This is a genomic window from Dictyobacter sp. Z7_2 (assembly GCF_057551105.1).
The window spans coordinates 896,111-916,575 of sequence record NZ_BAAJPE010000002.1; the positions used below are offsets into that span (position 1 = coordinate 896,111).

Here is a 20,465-nt window from a genome sequence, read left to right on the forward strand (position 1 = left end):
CGTACGCATTTAATGATCAATACCTTTAATCCCGGCCGCCGCCGATACATCCCCATGATCAGCGGCCCAGCGCAAAGCCTCGCCGGCCAGATACAGCGAGCCGGTCGCAACAATGAGATCGTGTTGATCAGCGAGATCTGTAGCGAGATCTAAGGCCTGATCGCACGTTTCAGCCCGATAGGTGGATACGTGAGGAGCATATTCAGCAAACAGTGCTTGTAGCTCTTCTGAAGGCATCGCACGCGGATTATTGGCATGTGTCAGCACCACAACATCAACATCAATCAATTCCTGGATCATATGTGAAATATCTTTATCTTTGTTCACGCCCAGCACACAGATAATGCGATGTTTTTCAAAGACGGTCTGCAACGTCGAGAGCATTTTTTGCATAGAATCGGCATTGTGAGCTCCATCAACCACGATAGTTGGCTCATGGCCAACGATTTGGAGACGTGCAGGCCAACTCACAGCAGCCATCCCCACGCGCAAGGCACGCTCATCCCAATCGATTCCCTGCTCGCGCAATGTCTCCAGAGTAGCCAGGGCCACTGTCGCATTTTCAAGCTGATGGAGGCCAACGAGTGGTGTTTCCAGGTCACGATACACTCCAGTTGGCGTCTGAATAGAAAAGACCTGACCTTGCTCATGCTGCTTAAGCATCTGATAACGATAGCTCAACGGAGGTAAAACTCCAGCAGCAACCTCATGCTCAGCAGGATCAAACTCAAGTGCTCCAACGCGGATCAAGCGAGCATTACGCTGTCTGGCGATCTCAGCAATAGCCAGTAACGCCTCTGGAGCTTGTGCCGAAGTGATCACAATACCATCAGTTTTAATGATACCAGCCTTCTCAGTGGCAATCTTTGCCAGAGTATTCCCCAGGATACTCATATGATCGTAGCTAATGGAGGTAATCACTGAGACAAGAGGATGTGTCACATTGGTCGCATCCAGTCGTCCGCCCAGGCCAACCTCGACCACCGCATGTTGGATATGCTGACGCGCAAAATAAAGAAACGCGAGTGCCGTCCCAACCTCATAGGTAATAAAAGGTCCCAGATCTCCCCTGGCCTGAATTTGCTCTACCGCAGTACGAATCTCAGGTACAAGTTCGCTTACTTCCTGCTCGCTAATAAGATTTCCATTCACCTGTGAGCGTTCGCGAAATGTATGCAAATCAGGCTGTGTATACAAGCCAGTACGCACACCTGCTTCACGTAGGATACGCTCTATATATGCAGAAGTTGATCCTTTTCCCTTTGTGCCAGCAATCAATGTATTGCTATATTGCAGATGAGGATTGCCAAGTAATTTTAAGAGCTCAACCTCCCGCAGCATATTCTCATTGCGATCCCTGGTATATTTACCATTTCTTTCATAGTCAGTAAAGCTATAAATATAGTCCAAAGCCTCTTTATAGTTCACAGTCACACCTCACATTCATTCCGTAACCATTCTATTTATGGAATCGCAAAAGTTCCACGCACAACGGCATCGCTTAATTTGGCCACGCGTACCATCTCGTGTACGTCATGGACGCGGACAATATCGGCTCCTTGAGCAACTCCCAGAGCAACGGTAGCGGCAGTACCTTCAAGCAAGTCAGTTGGAGGAAGCCCACCCAGAACGCGACTTAGTGTCGATTTACGCGACGTCCCCAACAGAATCGGGCGTCCCAACGTATGTAGTTCGCCCAGGCGACGTAGCACGGTCAGATTCTCCTCTGGAGTCATCCCAAAGCCAATGCCTGGATCAATAATGATGTGTTCCCAGGCGATATCTGCCGCCAGAGCACGATCAATCGCAGCTGAGAGAAAACGTGTCACATCACTCACAATTTCACGTCGCTGATAGCCACGCATATTCGCCATCAGCACCACAGGCACGCGATGCTGGGACACGACAGCCGCCATTTCAGGATCATCTTGCAGCGCCCAGATATCATTCACGAGATCAGCCCCAACCGCTAAAGCACGTTTAGCTACCTCAGCCTTATACGTGTCGATAGAGATAATCACATGTTCCGGAAGCACTGCACGCAACGCTCGAACGACAGGCACTACACGCTCAATCTCCTGCTCAGCCGTCACAAAAGCAGCCTGAGGGCGTGTAGACTCGCCACCCACATCTATCATTGCCGCACCTTCAGCCACAAAGCGCGATGCCTGTGTCACAGCACGTTGCACCCAATCTTCATCAGATTGTACGCCATCACCCGAAAATGAGTCGGGAGTTGCGTTCACAATCCCCATCACATAGGTATGCCGCCCCCATTCCAGGTCATGATTCCCCCAGCGTGTAGGAGAACAGACAGTAAGCCAAGACGAAGTCATCTATAACCCATCTCCTTTTTATCAATAAAAACCACTCATTATCATACCTTGCCTGAGAAGGGGGAGCAATATCTGTGATGAGACAAAATATAGATAACCAGAGAGGTTAAAATAGGTTTTTATAGGTCTTTTAGCCCCCTGAACATCTAATTGAGGGGCTTATTCGTTATATCACACAGATCTACAGTGCTATACTACCTGTAAGCACAATTTTTATTATCTCTCTATTGATAGTTATGATCAACAAATTAAACATGATCACCTTACCATGACAAGGAAAAAATATGGAAAACGCTGAGACACAAGCCTATCAGCGGAGTATCACTGCCGCTCGCCGTTGCCATGAATGCACTGAAGAGGCTCTAGGACGCTGTCCTGATTGCCATATGTGTTTTTGTCAGGAACATTTTCCCAAACAGCAACATTCTCCCTGCGCAGAAAAGCAGATGAGATTGGCTCAGACGCAGGTCTGCTACGTTTGTGGAACGCAGGTCTATCCAGATCAGTGGTCTCTCTCCAAGACAACTCATTACGTCGACCAATCGACTTGCCACGGTTGTGGACGCTATATCTGCGATGACTTGCATACCCAAAGTAAAGATGAAGACGTTGTCATCTCACGTGAAGGTCTACGTGGACATCGATACCAATATATCAATCGTTATTGTGACATGTGTTCACCACTGCATCGCGTTGGTGGAGTGCGAGGACTGGCTCGGGGGCTGGTTGTAGTTGGCACATTGGCCGCAGGAGTTTTCTTTTATCTGCATCCATAAATCGATCATCAGCTAAAGAGGAAAGGGGGACGAGGCGAATAGCGGACATACGCTATACAATCTCGTATCGTCATATTCATGGTCTTATCGACAACGCTACAATCAGCACTACTCAGGCATCAGCACTCAATCGACACAGCATTGCGAGCGACGCTCACAAAGCTTGCCAATGAGTCGCATATTCCTGCATTGGAGAGCTACTATGGTCAGATGTATTATCATCTAGGTTGGGTCGACGCAAACCTGAAACCAACCAGAAGCAATCCAGGGAAACTGCTACGTCCGACCTTGTTGCTCCTCGCATACGAAGCTGCTGGTGCCTGGGGGTTAACTGATGATACAGCCGCAGAGGCAACAAGCTATTTACAACGAGCTTTGCCAGCGGCAGTCGCAGTTGAACTCATCCACAATTTCTCATTGATTCACGACGACATTGAAGATGGAGATACAGAACGCCGGCATCGTCCCACTCTCTGGAATATCTGGGGAATACCGCAAGCCATAAACACAGGAGATGGCATGTTTGGACTGGCTCGTCTTGCCTTATGGGGGGTATTGGACAATGGTGTCGATGGCAATATTGCTGCCCATCTGGGTGCAATCCTGGACCGTGCAGTGCTAGAAATTGCTGAAGGTCAATACCTTGACATTAGCTTTGAACAACGTCAGGATATCTCCGTCTCGATGTACATCGATATGATTAGCCGCAAAACTGCCGCTTTGATGAGATGTGCCGCCGAACTGGGCGCCATGATTGGGACAAGTGATCAAAAAACGATACATTGCTTTGCCAATTTTGGTCAGGCGATCGGAATAGCTTTTCAGGTACGCGATGATGCTCTGGGAATTTGGGCCACGTCGTCTGAGTCTGGTAAAACACAAGCGGGTGATATTTATCGGCGTAAAAAAAGCTTACCTATTCTCCATGCCCTTGAGCATGCCAATCCCCAGGATTCCCAGATCCTTCACAAGATCTATACAGATGCGACACAGATTACACAGGAGCAGGTAGAGACTGTGCTGGCGATCTTCGAACGTACAGAGACGCAGGCTTACTGCCGCACATATTTACAACAGCAGTGCCAGACCGCCTATGAGGCTTTAGCAGCGATACCTCATGCTGCCAATATGGTATCCAACCATGCCATCGATGATATGAAAACCATGGTGCAATTTATTGAAACTGCCGCCAATGCAAGCATCTAGTGCGGTATCCTGACGATGGATAGAACAAGGGAGAGTCCAGGCATAACCCTTGTTCTATCCATCATACGCTTAATACCTGTACTCCAGAAAGAGATATATTGCATCTACCCGGTTAAAGCATACGCCAGCGAGAATGAAAAGGCTCCTTACGATGTCTTGTAAGGAGCCTTCTCATTCTCGCCAGAGAGATACATACATTCCTCATGCGACATCCCATAGCATTACCTGCTTACCCACCGCTGTTGCCACCTGTTTATTATCAGGTGACCAGGCAATGCTATGGACAATATTGCCTAGATTTTTTGAAAAGACCTGCTTCATATTTTGTGCCGTTTGCAAGAGTTGAAATAATCCATTACTCATTCCGACCGCCAGAAATTTACCATCAGGTGACCAGGACAAAGCTCTCACTGGAGATTTGGCGATAGTGATACGCTGTGGAGTATCCATGCATTGCTGGCCATCCTTGGTACAGACCAGACCATTCCATAAGCGTATAATGCCATCGTCTCCCCCCACAGCCAAATTTGTACCCACTGGCTCAAATGCGATAGCACGCATCGGGGTGGCCGCATCCTGATAAAATCCATGCAGATCCTGACCATTAGCGGCACGCCAGACATGGATAACCCCGCCCTGTGATGCACTTGCCACAGTTTTTCCATCTGGACTCCATGTCACAGCCATCAGCGCCACCATATGTTTTTGATAGGTCAAGAGAGGTTTGTAGTTATGTGGGTCCCAGATGACAGCAAGTTTATCCTCTGCGACCGAAACAATCTGCTGCGCATTCTGAGTAGTCCATGCCAGACCAGTAACCTGTTGCGTATGTTGATGGGTAGAAAGAGAGATACGCTTCCCCGTCAACGTGCTCCAAAAAGCCACCTGATTATTTGAACCAGTCGCAACTACTGTCTGGTCAGGAGATAAAGCCAGAGCATGTACAGCGGCTGGATGCTGAAGATCCTGTTGCACTTTCCCTTGATTATCCCAGATAAAGACATGGGAATCATCCCCACCACTTGCCAGGATATTCCCCAGCGGTGACCAGACAAGCGTCCGCACCGTATTTTGATGTTTGCCGAAAGTCATAGCGGCTTTTACTGTAGTCTGAGCTGGAGTAGTTACTTTGTTTGCCTGAGTTGCTTTCGTAGGTTGAGGCTTTGGTTTTTCGACCACTTGATGTGGCAAGAGCGTCTGTAAAAGATTTGGCTTCAGAATACCCCGTGACGCAGCATAGGCAACACCGGCACTGCTCACTCCCAGAACAACACCACAGGAAACTAAAAAGGCTCGTCGCGATCGACGAGACCGTGCCTTGGAGGAACGTGACCCACTACTCCGCACCTGTGGTTCGAGTTCTGGCGCCGCTTGACCAGAGGCATATGTTGAAAATAAGGCCCCATCGGAAAGAGTTTCAGATACATAAAGATCATAATTCATCGGCGGTTGAGGAGAAACAGGTGCATTCACTGGTCGCGACATCGCAGGTATTGTTACTCTGTCAGGCTGTAAAGAATCTAGCTTTAAACGCATACCAGGAAGAATGCCAGCAGCTTCAAGTGTCTGATCAACTGGTAGCTTACGGCCACTACTTGCATGATAAAGCGCATACATAAGAGCATTGCCAAAAAGATCAGTTTGAGGTAAATTTAATGCCTCTACAATATCGGGTATAAGCATCGATATAGGTACGTCCATAGGTACTTTTACGGGGCGTATAGCGCCATAAGCATTCTCTTCTATTAGTATTTCATATTCCTGCATCTCAGTACTCCTTTCATTAACTACAGTCTGCCATGCGATCTCCTTAGTCTCCACGTTTTTAGCTGCTCATATTTACCAAATATGCTTTATGAACAGCTGCCTTGAGAGAGAAGCCCTTTCATTGCTACGTAGTATAGATAAGGCCATAATAATAAATTCATTCTGTGGTATGATAGAAATAAATAATTTCGATGATGTCTGAGTTGCTTTAGGAAGGTTATTGATACCTTCCTTAATAAGGTCAAGAGCAATACGCTGGTTTATTGCAGAAATTTTCAAAGTTTTTTAAGAGGGAAGCTTGACGAAGCTATTCAAATAGACGTAGGCTAACTGTAAGGTCATCTATAATATCCCAACCATCATGACGAAGTGCAACTCGACCGTGAGCCGGAGATCTACCGTATGACAAGACCAATTTATGTACTGGGACACAAAAATTCGGATATGGATTCTGTTGCTTCTGCCTATGCGTATGCATATCTATTACGGGCACAGGGTGAAGACCAGGCTGTTCCAGCACGACACGGGGATTTGAAACCTGAAATACGTTTCGTTCTCGATCGTTATCACGTTGAGCCTCCTGAAGCTCTGGAGGATGTCTATCTACAAGTACGCGATGTGATGCGCCGTGGCGTTTTGTCTGCGTATGTTGACCAGCCTGTGTTTGAGGCGGGTCAATTGCTTCAAGAACATAATCGTGGTTCTATGCCTGTCATCGATAAAGACAACTATGTAAAAGGGATGATCGCCCATGATGATCTTGCCAAGTTGTACTTTCATGATTTAGACCCTCTTTCGTTAAACCGTATCCCTCTCCAACGAGATAACCTCGCTCGGGTACTCAAAGGAAGAGTCCTGGTTGAAGGTCGTCGTCCACTTGGCAATCGCGTTCTGGTTGCCGCAATGGAAGCAGAGACCATGGTCGATTACATTGAACCTGGTTGCCTGGTAATTATTGGAGATCGCGAAGATGCTCAGATGCTCGCCATTGAGAATGGAGCTGCTGTGCTTGTGATTACAGGAGATCTGCTCGTCTCCGAACGCACACAAGCATTTGCGCGACAGCATGGTGTGATGGTACTCAGTACGGCTCATCATACTTTTACAGCCATCCGCTTAATCAATCTCAGCATTAATACACAAGAAATCATGAACCGCGAATTTTCTTTTTGCCATCCAGATGACCATATGAGCGATGTGCAACCAACATTGGCCCGCCTGCGCTCTATGCCTGTCGTTGATCACAATGGCAAGTTGATGGGATACATCTCACGTACCGATCTGATCAAAGCTCATCCCAAACGTGTCTATCTTGTTGACCATAATGAACAATCGCAAGCGGTCGATGGCATCGATGAGGCTGAATTGTTAGGCATCATCGACCATCATCGTATCGCTGATGTGCATACAAGCAAGCCAATTCTGTTCCGCGCCGAACCTGTTGGTTGTACAGGGACCATCATTACTGGCCTCTATCATGAAGCCAACATTCCCATTCCCAAAGATGTAGCGGGCTTGCTACTAGCGGGCTTGCTCTATGACACATTAATTTTACGCTCACCGACATGTACTGCTCGCGATGAGCGCGTGGCGGCTGAGTTGGCGGCCATTACTGGTGAAGAAATCGACCTCTATGGGCAGGAAATTTTCGCAGCGGCCGCACAAGACCTGGCAGACAAACCAGATGAGGCCTTGATCACCTCTGATTTCAAGGAATTCTCAGTGCATGAGCACAGGTTTGCGGTAGGTACCGTGGAGACCGCCAGTCCATCGACCATCGAAGCTCGAATGGATGATCTCCATGAGATGATGCAGCACATGGCACAGGAGCGCAACTATCTCTCCTTCTTGTTTATGATCGTTGACATCATTAACTTGCGTTGTCATCTCTTAATCGCCGGCGGCGAGCAAGCGGTATCAGAAGCCTTTAATCGTCCCTTAGAAGAGGATGGTCATTCGATCATTGTCGAGGGGCTTGTATCCAGAAAGAAGCAAGTAGTACCACAGCTGACACGCATTGAATCCATACTCGCAGAAACGACGAATGTACGGTAATTCGTTTATGATTCACATACCCTTGTCATGTAACATTCACTATGTTACACTAAGATACGACTTGGATGCTCCTCGTTAGGTAGAAGTAGTTAATTGTAAAAATCTCGCCAAGACCCCGTATTTTTCAATATGCTCAGGTTTTGTAGGTATAATACAATAGATTACCTCTACCCCGGTTCGATCACGATGTCCATACGCTATCACTGTTGATATGCTGCACACTTCTTACCAAATAGAGAGGACGTTTTTATCGTGAGCAACTATATCTGGGTTCCAATCGTAATAGGAGCTCTCGCCGTATTGTTCGCTGGCTATCTGGCTAGCTATGTATTACGAAAAGACACTGGTACTCCGGCCATGCAAAAGGTGGCAGACGCTATTTTTAAAGGAGCCATGGCCTTCTTAAATCGGCAGTACCGAACAATTTCGCTGCTTTCTCTGGTGGCTGCACTAGTAGTTGCAACAGTCCTCTACTTCCTTAGCAGTGGAGATAGCGCCACCAAATTTGATCTAGCCTGGCATACCGCCATCGCCTTCCTGATTGGAGCGCTCTGCTCAGGGGTTTCTGGCTACATCGGTATGTATGTAGCAGTCAGATCTAACGTCCGCACTGCCAGTGCTGCGACACGCAGCCTGGGCGAAGCACTGATGGTTTCACTACGTGGAGGTGCCGTCTCAGGTTTTCTCGTCGTCGCACTCTCACTCCTCGGGGTCTCGCTTATTTTCCTCACCTACAACATCGGCAATAGCATAGACAAAGTACCATCGCTCATCGTTGGTTTTGGTTTTGGTGCCAGCTTTGTGGCACTCTTTGCTCAGCTTGGTGGTGGTATCTTTACCAAAGCAGCCGACGTAGGTGCCGATCTCGTTGGAAAAATCGAAGCTGGTATTCCAGAAGATGATCCGCGTAATCCAGCCGTCATCGCAGACCTGGTCGGCGACAACGTTGGTGACTGCGCAGGCCGTGGTGCCGATCTCTTTGAGTCGACAGCCGCCGAGAATATTGGCGCGATGATTCTAGGAGTCTCACTCTATCTGGCTACAAAAAATCAAGGTTGGATACTCTTCCCGCTGATCGGCCTCGCTTTTGGTCTGATCGCCTCAGCCATCGGCCTCCTCTACATTCGCCCTTCGGTCGTTGTAGAGCCCGACAAGGCGAACGGACGCGATCCTGGCGCACTGGCAATGCAGCAACTGACATATGGTTACTACATTACCTGTGCTCTCTCGGTCATCGGGATCTTTATCGCCTGTGCTTTATTGATTGGCTCTAGCTACCCAAGCTCATATGGCATACCAGCCTGGGTCTGGTTTGGTCTGGCCGGTACCATTGGGATATTGTTGAGTATCGCATTTGTCCACATCACGCAATACTACACAGCCGGCACCTGGCGTCCCGTACGCGAGATTGCCAACGCATCCCTGACTGGTCCAGCCACTACGATCATTACGGGTATGTCTGTGGCCTTTGAGTGTACAGCGCTACCAGTCTTAGCCATTGCCCTGGCACTTGGCCTCTCGTTTTTCTTCGGCAGCCAGGTCCATATTCCCATCAGCACGGCGATTAACCCGGGAGTAATCAACGTCGGAGGTATCTTTGGTACAGCCGTGGCTACGACCGGGATGCTGATGAGCTGTGCTTATGTTCTGGCAATGGATACATTCGGCCCGATCACCGATAATGCCGGCGGTATTATCGAAATGGGAGGTGGAGCAGAGTCTGTGCGCGATATTACTGACGCGCTTGACGGCGTGGGCAATACCACCAAGGCTCTTACTAAAGGTTATGGCATCGGCTCAGCCGCCCTGGCAGCCTTTTTGCTCTTTAGCGCGTATCTGGACGTTCTCTACTCGTACAAGAAAAATGCAGATGTCTATCGAGTTGATCTTGCCAACATCCTCGTCTTTATCGCCGCACTCATTGGACTAGCATTGATCTTTTTCTTCAGCTCTCTTGCTATCCGTGCAGTCGGCGATGCCGCGAAACGGATGATTGAGGAGGTACGTCGGCAGTTCCGCGAAAATCCGAAGATTATGGCTGAAAACATTGAGGATCGCGTGGACCCGGATTATGCTCGTTGTGTTGATATCAGTACTCGGGGTGCTCTACGAGCCATGATCCTTCCAGGCATCGTCGCCATCTTCACACCAGTGTTAGTTGGATGCATCCTGGGACCACAAGCAGATGCAGGTTTTCTCATGGTAGGCACAATGGGAGGTATTGTCCTGGCCCTCGTACTCAATAACGGCGGTGGCGCATGGGATAATGCCAAGAAATACATTGAAGCGGGCAATTTACGCATCAATGCCCAGGGAGATGTTGTTGATCGTAACGATCCAAACGGCATCGTGCAGGGAAAAAATAGTGAAGCACACAAAGCCAGTGTGGTTGGCGATACTCTAGGCGATCCGTTTAAGGATACGGCTGGACCATCGCTACATGTACTGATTAAGCTTCTCAGCACCATTACGCTGGTACTGGCGCCGCTATTTATTGCATTACATCCCTAGCACCCTGTAGCAGCATCCAGGTCATCGAACGCATCATAGTCTTCTTGATCTTTTTCAAAGTCAGGAAGGCTATTTTTTTGATCTTTTCCCGTTTTATACAATGCTAGATCTATATAAATAGCAGAGATATCTTTAACAGTCTCAGGATACGTATTATTAGAAGGATAGAGGCTCATCAAATTCACAAGGAGGACAGATGAATTTTGTAATCATACATGCTAAAACTACACAGCGCTTCTGGATAAGTTTGGTCATTGGAATGCTCTGCCTACTTTTATCAGGCTGCCAAACAATCACTGTCAGTACTGGCACAGGCAACGGCACTGATTCCAGTATAGATACCACCAACTCTGATACCAGTGCAGGAGCAAGTACAAGTGCTCAAAACGTCAAGTTATACATCGAACCTCAGGCGGGTGAGAGCGTAATTGTAAACGCGATAAGCGGCGCCAAAAAATCGGTCTGGTTGGAGATGTATCTACTGACAGATAAAAAAGTGATTACTGCCCTGGAAGATACTGCTGGCCGTCATATTGACGTTCGTGTCATGCTAGAGGATCATCCCTACGGTGGAGGATCAGTCTCTCCCACAGAAACCATGGATCAACTCAAAGCTTCAGGCGTACAGACAAAGACAACAAATCCCGCCTTTGCTTTGACGCATGAGAAGGGCATGGTCATCGACGGTACAACAGCCTATATTATGACTAACAATTTTACGCTGGCTGCACTCGGAGCAAGTAAATCCACCAAAAACCGTGAATACGGCATTATTGATACCAACACACAAGACGTCAACAATGTCAAAGATATTTTTACTGCGGACTGGAATCGTACTCAGGCAAAAGTAACAAGCTCAAATCTTGTTGTCAGCCCCCTCAATTCTCGCAGCACATTCATTAGCCTGATAAAAGCAGCCAAAAGCTCGCTTCTGATCGAAGCAGAAGAAATGAATGATCCAGAAGTTGAACAAGCACTCGTCGCCCAGGAAAAGGCAGGGATTACTATTCAGGTTATCCTCCCCAAGGGAGATACAAACGACAAGGGCATTGCAGTCATAAAAAAGGGGAAGGTTCAGGTTAAGGAAGACAGCCATCTCTATATGCACGCCAAAATCATTGTGGTTGATCAAAAAAAGGCTTTTATTGGCTCAGAAAATATATCCACATACTCCCTGGACAAAAATCGTGAGTTAGGAATTGTCGTTTCTGATACAGCCGTTCTCAGTTCCTTACAGCAAACCTTTCAGGAAGATTGGGGCGATTCAAAAGCTGCATAATTGTAAAATGTACGCGTAAGGTACCATGTATCGAGTACTCTACCTCTCGATGATGAGAGAGAAGGCAGGACGCCTCTCAAGAACTACACTGAAGTGCGTGAAGCTGTTGCAATCTTCCAGAGAAGATAGACATCCCTTCGCCTGTCATGGTAGGATATTTGAGACGTGCAAGTGTCCAACCAGGCATACTTTGACTACTCGGAATATTCAGAGGCAACACAGTTTGGGCTACCCTTGCTGAAGTGAGATGCCCTCAACAGTGACAACTATCATAAGGAGTTCTCATCATGGTTACTGAGATCGCAATTTTTACAGCTCGTGCAGGAAAAGAAGATGATTTAGGGCAGGGCATCATTCATGGGATTGAATTTATCCGTCAACATCCTGAATGTATCTCTGCCAATGCCACACACTGCATAGAGAAACCCGAGCGTTACATGCTTTCAGTGGTCTGGACCTCGCTCGAAGCCCATGTCGATGGTTTTCGCAATAGCGAGTTATTCGGACAGTGGCGCAACGAGATCAATGGACTATTCGAAGAAAATCCTGAAGTTTACCATTATCAGGTTTATTAAAAAGAATAGTACAGAGATAAGTACACAAAATTCTTTTGACAGGAGCAGAAAGTATGTCAGATGTCCCTCATGGGCAAACCGAGCTCGACAATGCAGGAGACTCTTCACATAACGTGGTAGGGCAGGATGAGGCAAATTTAGAAGCGCATGTAGAAGATCTACGCCATCAAATTGAAGAAGCAAATTACCAGTATCATGTCAACGATAGCCCCGTACTGACAGATGCTGAGTATGACCAGTTGATGATAGAACTCCAGAAAATTGAGCTTGAACATCCTGAACTCCAAACGCCAGAGTCCCCCACGCAACGCGTCGGTGCCAGACCCGCACAGGATGTTCCCCAACATCGACATCCCGTACCTATGTTGAGTCTTGCTAATGCGCGTAGCGAACAGGAGCTGCTGGATTGGCATCGACGTGCCCAGAATATTCTGCCAAATGCGACATTTTCCTACGTCTGTGAGCTCAAGATCGATGGGCTGGCGATGGCTCTCACCTATGAACAAGGTCGACTCGTGACCGGTGCTTCGCGAGGCGATGGCCTGATTGGTGAGGATTGGACGTTGAATGTCCGCACAATTCATACAATTGCCAAAAAGCTTAGAGGAGAGCATATTCCGTCGAAAGTTGAAGTTCGTGGCGAGATTTATATGCCCATCCAGAGCTTTGAAAAGCTCAACGAGGAGATGAGTGCCTCGCGTCTCTTCGCAAATCCGCGCAACGCGGCAGCAGGCTCGCTGCGCCAGAAAGATCCACGCGCCACGGCTAAGCGTAATCTTAGCTTCTTTGGCTATCAAATCGGTTACATGGAAGGGATGCGCGTCAACAGTCACTGGGAAACGCTCAACCTGATCCGCGAATGGGGCTTCCCAGTCAATCCTCATGTCCAACTGGCCCAGACACTCGAAGAAGTCATGGCCTACTGTAATAAGTGGGAGAAAGAACGCTTTAATCTCCCCTACGAGATCGATGGTGTCGTGATCAAAATTAATGACCTCGCTCATCAAGAGGAGCTGGGTACGGTCGCACACGATCCACGCTGGGCCATCGCCTTTAAATATCCTCCCATCCAGGTAGCAACACAACTTGAGGACATTCGCGTTAACGTCGGTCGCACCGGTTCACTCAATCCCTGGGCCGTACTGACACCGATCAACATCCGTGGAGTCACCGTAGCACGCGCAGCTCTGCACAATGAAGGGGATATCCAGCGTAAAGACCTGCGTATTGGCGACTGGGTATTAGTACAACGTGCCGGCGAAGTCATCCCACAAGTCGTGAAGCCCGTGATCGAAAGACGTACAGGCAAAGAAGAAGTCTATCACCTACCCGAGCATTGTCCATTTTGCGATACCCCCATCATTCGTGTTCCAGATCAGGCAATGGCCTACTGCCCAAATAAAGAGTGTCCAGAACGCATTCTCCAGAGCGTGATCCACTTTGTCTCTAAAGGCGCAATGGATATGGACACTATTGGCGAAAAGATGTCAGAACAGCTTGTCAATGCTGGCTACATCAAAAGCCTCTCCGATTTCTATCAATTGACAGAAGAACAACTGCTCGCATTGGATGGTGTCAAAAAAAAGAGCGCAGACAATATGCTCAAAGCGATTGAAAGCAGCAAGCAGAGGCCATTATGGCGTGTCCTGTTCGGGCTTAATATTCGTTATATTGGAGAGAAATCTGCTCAGTTGCTCGCAGGCGCGTTCGGCGATATCGATGCTTTAAAACAAGCCAGCGCAGAAGAGATCATTAAGGTCCCCGGTGTTGGTCCTGAGATCGGTCAGAGCGTGTATAGCTGGCTACAAGATGAAGATAATTTAGCGCTCATCGAGCGTCTGCGAGCCGCTGGATTAACTTTAGTTGAGGAAAAGATTGAGCAGACAGGACCGCTTGTAGGTCAGTCATTTTTGCTCACTGGTCGCTTGCAAACGATGACACGCACAGACGCAGAAGAATCAATCACACGCCTGGGCGGAAAGATTGCTACCGGAGTCAGCAAAACGCTGAGCCATCTTATCGTTGGCGAAGATCCAGGTTCAAAGCTCACCAAAGCGCAGAAAGCCGGGGTCGCAATTCACGACGAAGCATGGCTAGTTGACTTGTTCAAAGAGTATGCAGTTGATTCTATCCCTTCCTAACGTGAGAAGAACAGAGCAACGAGCATGCGCATAATCGTTGCTCTGTTTGTTACAAAAAGAAGGTTTCGAGGATGACCATCATCCACTATCCCTTTCGAGTGCATACTATCCATCGCCTGGGGAATTTGGTAAATTAGCCTGTTTAAAAGCGAGACATGGTACCATATTTCTTTCAGAAAGTAGCCATTGGCTGGTAAGTAAGCTTCGACCAGAGTCATCATTTATCGACATGCATTGACGTGGCGGGAAGAATCTTCAAGTCTTCATGATCTGGACCAATGATGTAGTAACCAGCATAGTGGGTCGTTGTTACGTTTCCCTGATCATCCTGCTCAATCGTTGTTATCTTCACATTACATTGATAGTTACCATTGCTAAGCGGTTCTGTCCCCTCAAAAGTAACATCGTCGCGCTTGGTATGTACATATCCCGCCTTAAACGTGGCGTAAGATTGTTGCTTTTGAGAGGCCTCTGAAAGTTGATCATACGCCCCTTGAAAGTCGGCTGCATTAATGGCAGCATAAAAACGTTGAACCACGGCATTCACATTTTGAGCGGCGGTAGTTGTTGCACGCGGTGTACCTGTTGCTACTACAACAGGAGTTGAAGGCGTTTTCGAGGACAGAATTTGCGTTATCGAGGGTGCTAGCAATACGCCACTTATCCCCAAAATAATCACACCACATAAAGCGAACAGCCAACTCGAGATGGCACGTGATTTTGAGCGACGTTTGGATACGCTACGCCCATGAGCGATATCAATCGTTGGGGAGCCTTGCATAGCGGTCAATTGAGGCCCATTTACTTGTGTGATACCTGGTGACAGAGGCAATATATTCCCACCCGATGTATTCGGTGATGAAGGATATGTCATACCTCCTTGAGAGGTAGGGGATGAATTAAGAGACGCTGGAGCATGCAACAAGGTTTGAAAAGCTGACGTACTACCAGGGCCTGAGTCCAATAACGGAGGATATTGACTATCAGAAGATTTGCCAAAGTTCTGTGTCATCGCTACCGATGCACTCATCGCAGTACGTACAGCTTCGATAAAGTCGCGTGCTGAGCCATAACGATCCTCAGGCTGTTTAGATAGAACCTTCTGCACAACAAGATCTAACTCTTGCGGAAGAGACGAGTCTAGCGATAAAAGTGAGCGAGGAGTTTCATTAACGTGCTTGGCCGCAATTGAGAGCACCGTCGACCCCTGGAAAGGGACACGTCCAACCAGCATTTGATAGAACACAATACCGAGCTCATAAAGATCTGCTCGATAATCAACTTTATGTCCATGAACCATTTCGGGAGCCATATATTCAGCGGAGCCCAGAAACTGTCCCACCGCCGTAAGGGTTGAGTCTGGTAGTCCACTTATAGGACTCTCTTGCGTAATACGAGCGATACCAAAATCAACCAGGACCAGACGTCCATCCGCATGAAAGAGCATATTGCCGGGCTTGATATCGCGATGCACAATCTGATGCTCGTGCGCATATTGTAAGGCAGCTCCTGCCTGCTCAAGATACTTGAACGCTTCCTGAAGCGAAAGTTTTCCACGTTTTTCAAGCAAGCTTCGCAAGCTGCCGCCGCTAAGATAGGGCATCACAAGATAGGCCAATCCATCTTGCTCATCATAGCCATAAATAGGAAGAATATTGATGTGATCAAGCCGAGCAACGACATTCGCCTCACGGCGAAAACGGGCCAAGAATTGCTGATGTGCATCGGTATATAATCCAACCCCCGAGTGGAGCACCTTGACAGCCACATCACGAATCGGACGCGTTTGATGCGCGAGGTAAACCTTTCCCATACCACCAGCGCCAACCACACTATCCAACACACATGTGCCCAGTTGTTTTCCAATAAGAGGATCGTTACTTTCCATGTACAACTATCCACTTCTATAACATATCTTATCCCCATCTACTCATGGGTTAGAATTATTCAAGCATAAATATAAATTACCAGGCAATTTTTGCATGATATCTTTCTTCTCAAGCTCCATTTCAACTCATTATGCATGGAACTAAAAAAGCTCTCTCTCTTATGAACGAAAAAAGAGAGACAATTGTTTCCAAATACCTACACAAAATATAACATAAAGAGAGATTTACTTGCTCCATAAAGAGTACAGAATTACGCTTTCTGGAGTAAGGTATTAGGTAAAATTTTTAATGCTCCGTTATCCAAACCAACCACATAATAACCAGTATAGGTATTATTCACTGGTACACCATTATCGTCAACGTCAGTCGCATTGAGAGTTATATTAATCTGATAGGAATCGTTACCAAGTGACACAATGCTCTCATATGTAACATCATCATGCTTGGTATGAGCATATCCCGCGACAAAATCCGCATACGGCTGATGCACTTGAGAAGCCGCTGAAAGTTGACTATAAGCAGCCGCAAAATCTGCGTTGTTAATGTCGCTGTAATAGAGTTGCACTACAGCTTTCGCCTTTTCAGACGGAGTAAGCGTTACCGTTGGTGGTACAGATGTTGCCGTTGATGTCATTGGTGTTGCCGTCGGTGGTATCGTGGCAACAACTTGAGGCGTGGGTGTAGGATCAACTGAAGGGATGAAGCCCTTGACAACCGTTGGACCAAGCAAGACACCCATAAAACATAAAACAATGACAATACATATGGCTATTACCCATCCTAATCTCGGACGCACCTGAGGAGAGCGGCCATAAGGCACTTCGGATGCTTGAGAGAATTGAATTGGATTAAAAGATGACGTTGATATATTATCTGAAGAGGTTTTCATCGCAGCTGGATACGGTGTATGTCCTTGATTTATCGGTGTATCCCGTTGACTTACATAGGTGGGCTCAGTAGTGTAGGGAATTCTTTCATTTGCTACGTTCGCCTGGTTTCTATCAAGGGTAAAAGATGGATAAGCATTGCCAGGAGGATAAGATCTGTCCTGCGGAACTTGAAAGCCTGGATTACTTCGGTTATCCGGCGATGATAATAGATATTGACCACCGGGATACATATTCACATTCTGCACAAAGGTTGCCGATGAACTAATAGCCATCCGCACAGCTTCAACAAAGTCACGTGCCGAAGCATAACGATCCTCAGGATTTTTGGACAAAACTTTCTGCACCACCGCATCCAGTGCCGGGGGAATCGATGGATCTAGCTGAGAAAGAGATTGAGGCACTCTATTGATATGCATGGCTGCAATCGAGAGCACTGTCGATCCTTGAAAAGGGACACGTCCAACTAACATCTGATATAACACAATGCCAAGCTCATAGAGATCAACTCTGTGATCAACCTTACGCCCTTGTGCCATCTCGGGAGCCATATATTCAGCAGAGCCCAAAAATTGTCCTACCGCCGTAAGAGATGGATCTGATAACTCACCCACACTACTATCTCGTGCGATACGAGCGATACCAAAATCAACCAGAACCAGGCGTCCATCCGCATGAAAAAGCATATTACTCGGCTTGATGTCACGATGCACAACCTGATGCTCATGTGCATATTGCAAAGCTGCTCCCGCCTGCTCGAGATACTTGAACGCTTCCAGTGGTGGAAGTTTTCCACGTTTCTCAAGCAATTCTCGCAAACTTCCGCCGGTCAAATGGGGCATCAAGAGATAAGCTAATCCATCTTGCTCATCATAGCCATAGATATGAAGAATATTGATGTGATCAAGCCGAGCAATCACATTTGCCTCGCGGCGAAAACGCTCCAGGAACTCCTGGTGTGCATCGGTATATAATCCAGCCCCCGAGTGGAGCACCTTGACCGCCACATCACGAATCGGGCGCGTTTGGTGCGCGAGGTAGACCTTCCCCATGCCACCAGCGCCAATTACGCGGTCCAGTACACATGTACCTAGCTGTCTCCCAATAAGAGGATCATTACTTTCCATGAAGAATCGTCCACTTCCATAATCTTTCCGATCCAGGATAAGGGCACCAATGGGTTAGCCATATTCAAGCATAGATACATAAATTCCCATCAACCCTTTAGTATCATATCTCTCTTCTTAAACGTCATTTCCGCTCATTATTTGTGGAGCTAAAAAACATAGTCTCTTTTATGAACGAAAGAAGACTATAAATGTATCCAAAAGTGCCAATAAAACAGTTAAAATAAATCATATGTTGAAAAACAACGACGCACTGCGAAAAAACATCAAGAGCATGTGCCAAAATAGACGGATCGGGGACCGTTTAGAGAACAGTGCCCCGACTTGCTGCGTGGGTTAAGACTCACCTAGACATATTTCATTTCAGTATAGCGAGCACGGAACGCATGAACTTGCTCTTTGACATTTTTGCCACGCACACTATCGTGAATAAATTGAGCCAATTCGCCCATGCCCTGCTCATCCATACCAAAGCGAGTCATCTCCGACACGCCAATACGTAATCCTGAAGGGTTACGAGGATCAGCATCTCCAGGGAGCATATTATAATTCAAAATAATATCGCTCTCCTCCAGACGCTTTGCAACCTCCACACCACCTCCCCACTCAGCCACATTTACGGCAATCATATGGCTTTGAGTATAGCCGAAATCACGCGCCTCCACCGGAGTGCCAAGGCTATCCAGACTACGCCCGAGCGCTTGAGCATTCCGCACAATCTGAGCCGCATATGCATGTCCGTAGCGCTTCATCTCACGAATAGCGACGACCAGGGCGGGTAGCGTATTCAAATGATGGTTACTGGATGAGCCAGGAAAGACCCCACGATCGGCGGGCTGCCAATATTTTTTTATCGCAGCTGCATCTGTCAGATTACCGAGGATAATACCGCGCTGAGGACCTGGAAATGTTTTATGCGTACTTCCAGTCATCCAGGTGGCCCCTTCTTTTAAAGGAGACTGGAATTGGCCGCCAGCAATCAAACCAAGCACATGAGCCGCATCATACAAAACGGGGATCTCTTTTGTCTTACAGAAGGCGGCAATCTCAGTGACTGGCTCAGGAAACAGGAAAAGACTCTTCCCCAGAATCACAAGTTGCGGATGAAGTTGATCAACAAGTTCAATCGTCTTCTGCGCATCCACATGATAGCGATCCTCTGTCAGAGGTAGATAGTGGAGATGAATGCCATGCTCTCCTCCAAGCTTGAGAGACTGGCCACGATTTTGAATGCGCCTCCCAAAGACACCGACCGCTCCATGGCTGATATGTCCACCAGCATCCGTCGAGTTGGCAATGACCGTATCACCACCACGCAGGACACTCAATGCCAGCGCAGTATTGGCCGCGTTTCCGCTAATAGGACGCACATCAGCCTGTTTCACATCAAATAGATCCAGCAGTTCATGTTCAGCCATGCGCTCAATCTGATCAATGTAGTACGTTCCTTGATAGTAACGATTGACATGCTCACCTTCATTGGGATGTCCTTCGGCATAGCGTCCCATAAAATCCGAATTCTGCACCCGGCGCACAGCATCGCTGGGAGTATTCTCACTGGCAATGAGGTTGATTGTCTGTGTCTGCCGCCATGTATCTTGTTGGCGAATGATGTCTTCAATATCATGTATATCAATGGTCATAAAAAACTCCTTTTATACGCACCCGACCGAGCAAATTCGTTTTCAGTATAGCATACCTGCGTAAAAAAACGACTTCTTGATGTTGTCTCTTATCGCACATCCGGGGCGTGTATAACACAGCATAATATGCATAGAAAAGTGTATCACGGCCATTCATAAGAGCTCTTATCACAATCCTGACACAGAGTGGTATTCAGTTGAACATGTTAGATAACTTTGCTATACTAGATTTATTCCTTCTTATTTTAGAAGGAAGGATGTGTATAACTTTTT

Annotated in this window: 13 protein-coding genes; 7 read left to right on the forward strand and 6 right to left on the reverse strand. The window is 47.4% G+C overall.

From position 1 onward, the window contains the following. Window positions 1-9 precede the first annotated feature (9 nt). The gene (locus tag AC27N8_RS17305) at window positions 10-1,428 is read right to left on the reverse strand and encodes a bifunctional folylpolyglutamate synthase/dihydrofolate synthase (RefSeq protein ID WP_487068642.1); all 1,419 of its coding nucleotides are present in this window, start codon (window positions 1,426-1,428) and stop codon (window positions 10-12) included. Window positions 1,429-1,463: 35 nt separating this feature from the next. Continuing rightward, a complete protein-coding gene (gene folP / locus AC27N8_RS17310) occupies window positions 1,464-2,336 on the reverse strand; it encodes a dihydropteroate synthase (protein WP_487068643.1) in 873 nt (290 codons plus the stop codon). A 284-nt stretch (window positions 2,337-2,620) separates the two neighbouring features. On the opposite strand from folP, the gene AC27N8_RS17315 reads away from it, so the two are divergent. Both AC27N8_RS17315 and AC27N8_RS17320 read left to right on the forward strand, forming a co-directional pair. Next, window positions 2,621-3,112 (forward strand): B-box zinc finger protein, encoded by a 492-nt coding sequence (locus AC27N8_RS17315; protein ID WP_487068644.1) that lies wholly within the window; start codon window positions 2,621-2,623, stop codon window positions 3,110-3,112. Between the two features lie 78 nt (window positions 3,113-3,190). Next, on the forward strand, window positions 3,191-4,318 hold the full coding sequence (locus AC27N8_RS17320) for a polyprenyl synthetase family protein (protein WP_487068645.1): 1,128 nt from the start codon (window positions 3,191-3,193) through the stop codon (window positions 4,316-4,318). A 201-nt stretch (window positions 4,319-4,519) separates the two neighbouring features. Here AC27N8_RS17320 and AC27N8_RS17325 read toward each other — a convergent pair whose 3' ends face one another. Next, on the reverse strand, window positions 4,520-6,085 hold the full coding sequence (locus AC27N8_RS17325) for a WD40 domain-containing protein (RefSeq protein ID WP_487068646.1): 1,566 nt from the start codon (window positions 6,083-6,085) through the stop codon (window positions 4,520-4,522). Window positions 6,086-6,487: 402 nt separating this feature from the next. Here AC27N8_RS17325 and AC27N8_RS17330 point away from each other — a divergent pair, with 402 nt between their 5' ends. From AC27N8_RS17330 to ligA, 5 genes are all read left to right on the forward strand, one after another. Beyond that, a complete protein-coding gene (locus tag AC27N8_RS17330; RefSeq protein ID WP_487068647.1) occupies window positions 6,488-8,140 on the forward strand; it encodes a putative manganese-dependent inorganic diphosphatase in 1,653 nt (550 codons plus the stop codon). A 252-nt stretch (window positions 8,141-8,392) separates the two neighbouring features. Then, entirely contained in the window at window positions 8,393-10,651 is a 2,259-nt protein-coding gene (locus AC27N8_RS17335) for a sodium-translocating pyrophosphatase (protein ID WP_487068648.1), read from the forward strand. A 196-nt stretch (window positions 10,652-10,847) separates the two neighbouring features. Beyond that, window positions 10,848-11,930 carry a phospholipase D-like domain-containing protein gene (locus tag AC27N8_RS17340; protein WP_487068649.1) on the forward strand — a complete coding sequence of 361 codons (1,083 nt, stop codon included), beginning with the start codon at window positions 10,848-10,850 and terminating at the stop codon, window positions 11,928-11,930. A gap of 287 nt (window positions 11,931-12,217) precedes the next feature. After that, complete coding sequence (locus tag AC27N8_RS17345) at window positions 12,218-12,505, forward strand: putative quinol monooxygenase (protein WP_487068650.1); 288 nt, start codon at window positions 12,218-12,220, stop codon at window positions 12,503-12,505. A 53-nt stretch (window positions 12,506-12,558) separates the two neighbouring features. Continuing rightward, on the forward strand, window positions 12,559-14,646 hold the full coding sequence (gene ligA / locus AC27N8_RS17350) for an NAD-dependent DNA ligase LigA (RefSeq protein ID WP_487068651.1): 2,088 nt from the start codon (window positions 12,559-12,561) through the stop codon (window positions 14,644-14,646). 217 nt (window positions 14,647-14,863) lie between these two features. Here the strand turns inward: ligA and AC27N8_RS17355 are convergent, their stop codons facing one another. The 3 genes from AC27N8_RS17355 to AC27N8_RS17365 all read right to left on the reverse strand — a co-directional run bounded on the left by AC27N8_RS17355 (window position 14,864) and on the right by AC27N8_RS17365 (window position 20,192). After that, the gene (locus AC27N8_RS17355) at window positions 14,864-16,534 is read right to left on the reverse strand and encodes a serine/threonine protein kinase (RefSeq protein WP_487068652.1); all 1,671 of its coding nucleotides are present in this window, start codon (window positions 16,532-16,534) and stop codon (window positions 14,864-14,866) included. A gap of 251 nt (window positions 16,535-16,785) precedes the next feature. Then, window positions 16,786-18,549 (reverse strand): serine/threonine protein kinase, encoded by a 1,764-nt coding sequence (locus AC27N8_RS17360; RefSeq protein WP_487068653.1) that lies wholly within the window; start codon window positions 18,547-18,549, stop codon window positions 16,786-16,788. Window positions 18,550-18,896: 347 nt separating this feature from the next. Continuing rightward, window positions 18,897-20,192 (reverse strand): serine hydroxymethyltransferase, encoded by a 1,296-nt coding sequence (locus tag AC27N8_RS17365; RefSeq protein ID WP_487068654.1) that lies wholly within the window; start codon window positions 20,190-20,192, stop codon window positions 18,897-18,899. Window positions 20,193-20,465 lie beyond the last annotated feature (273 nt).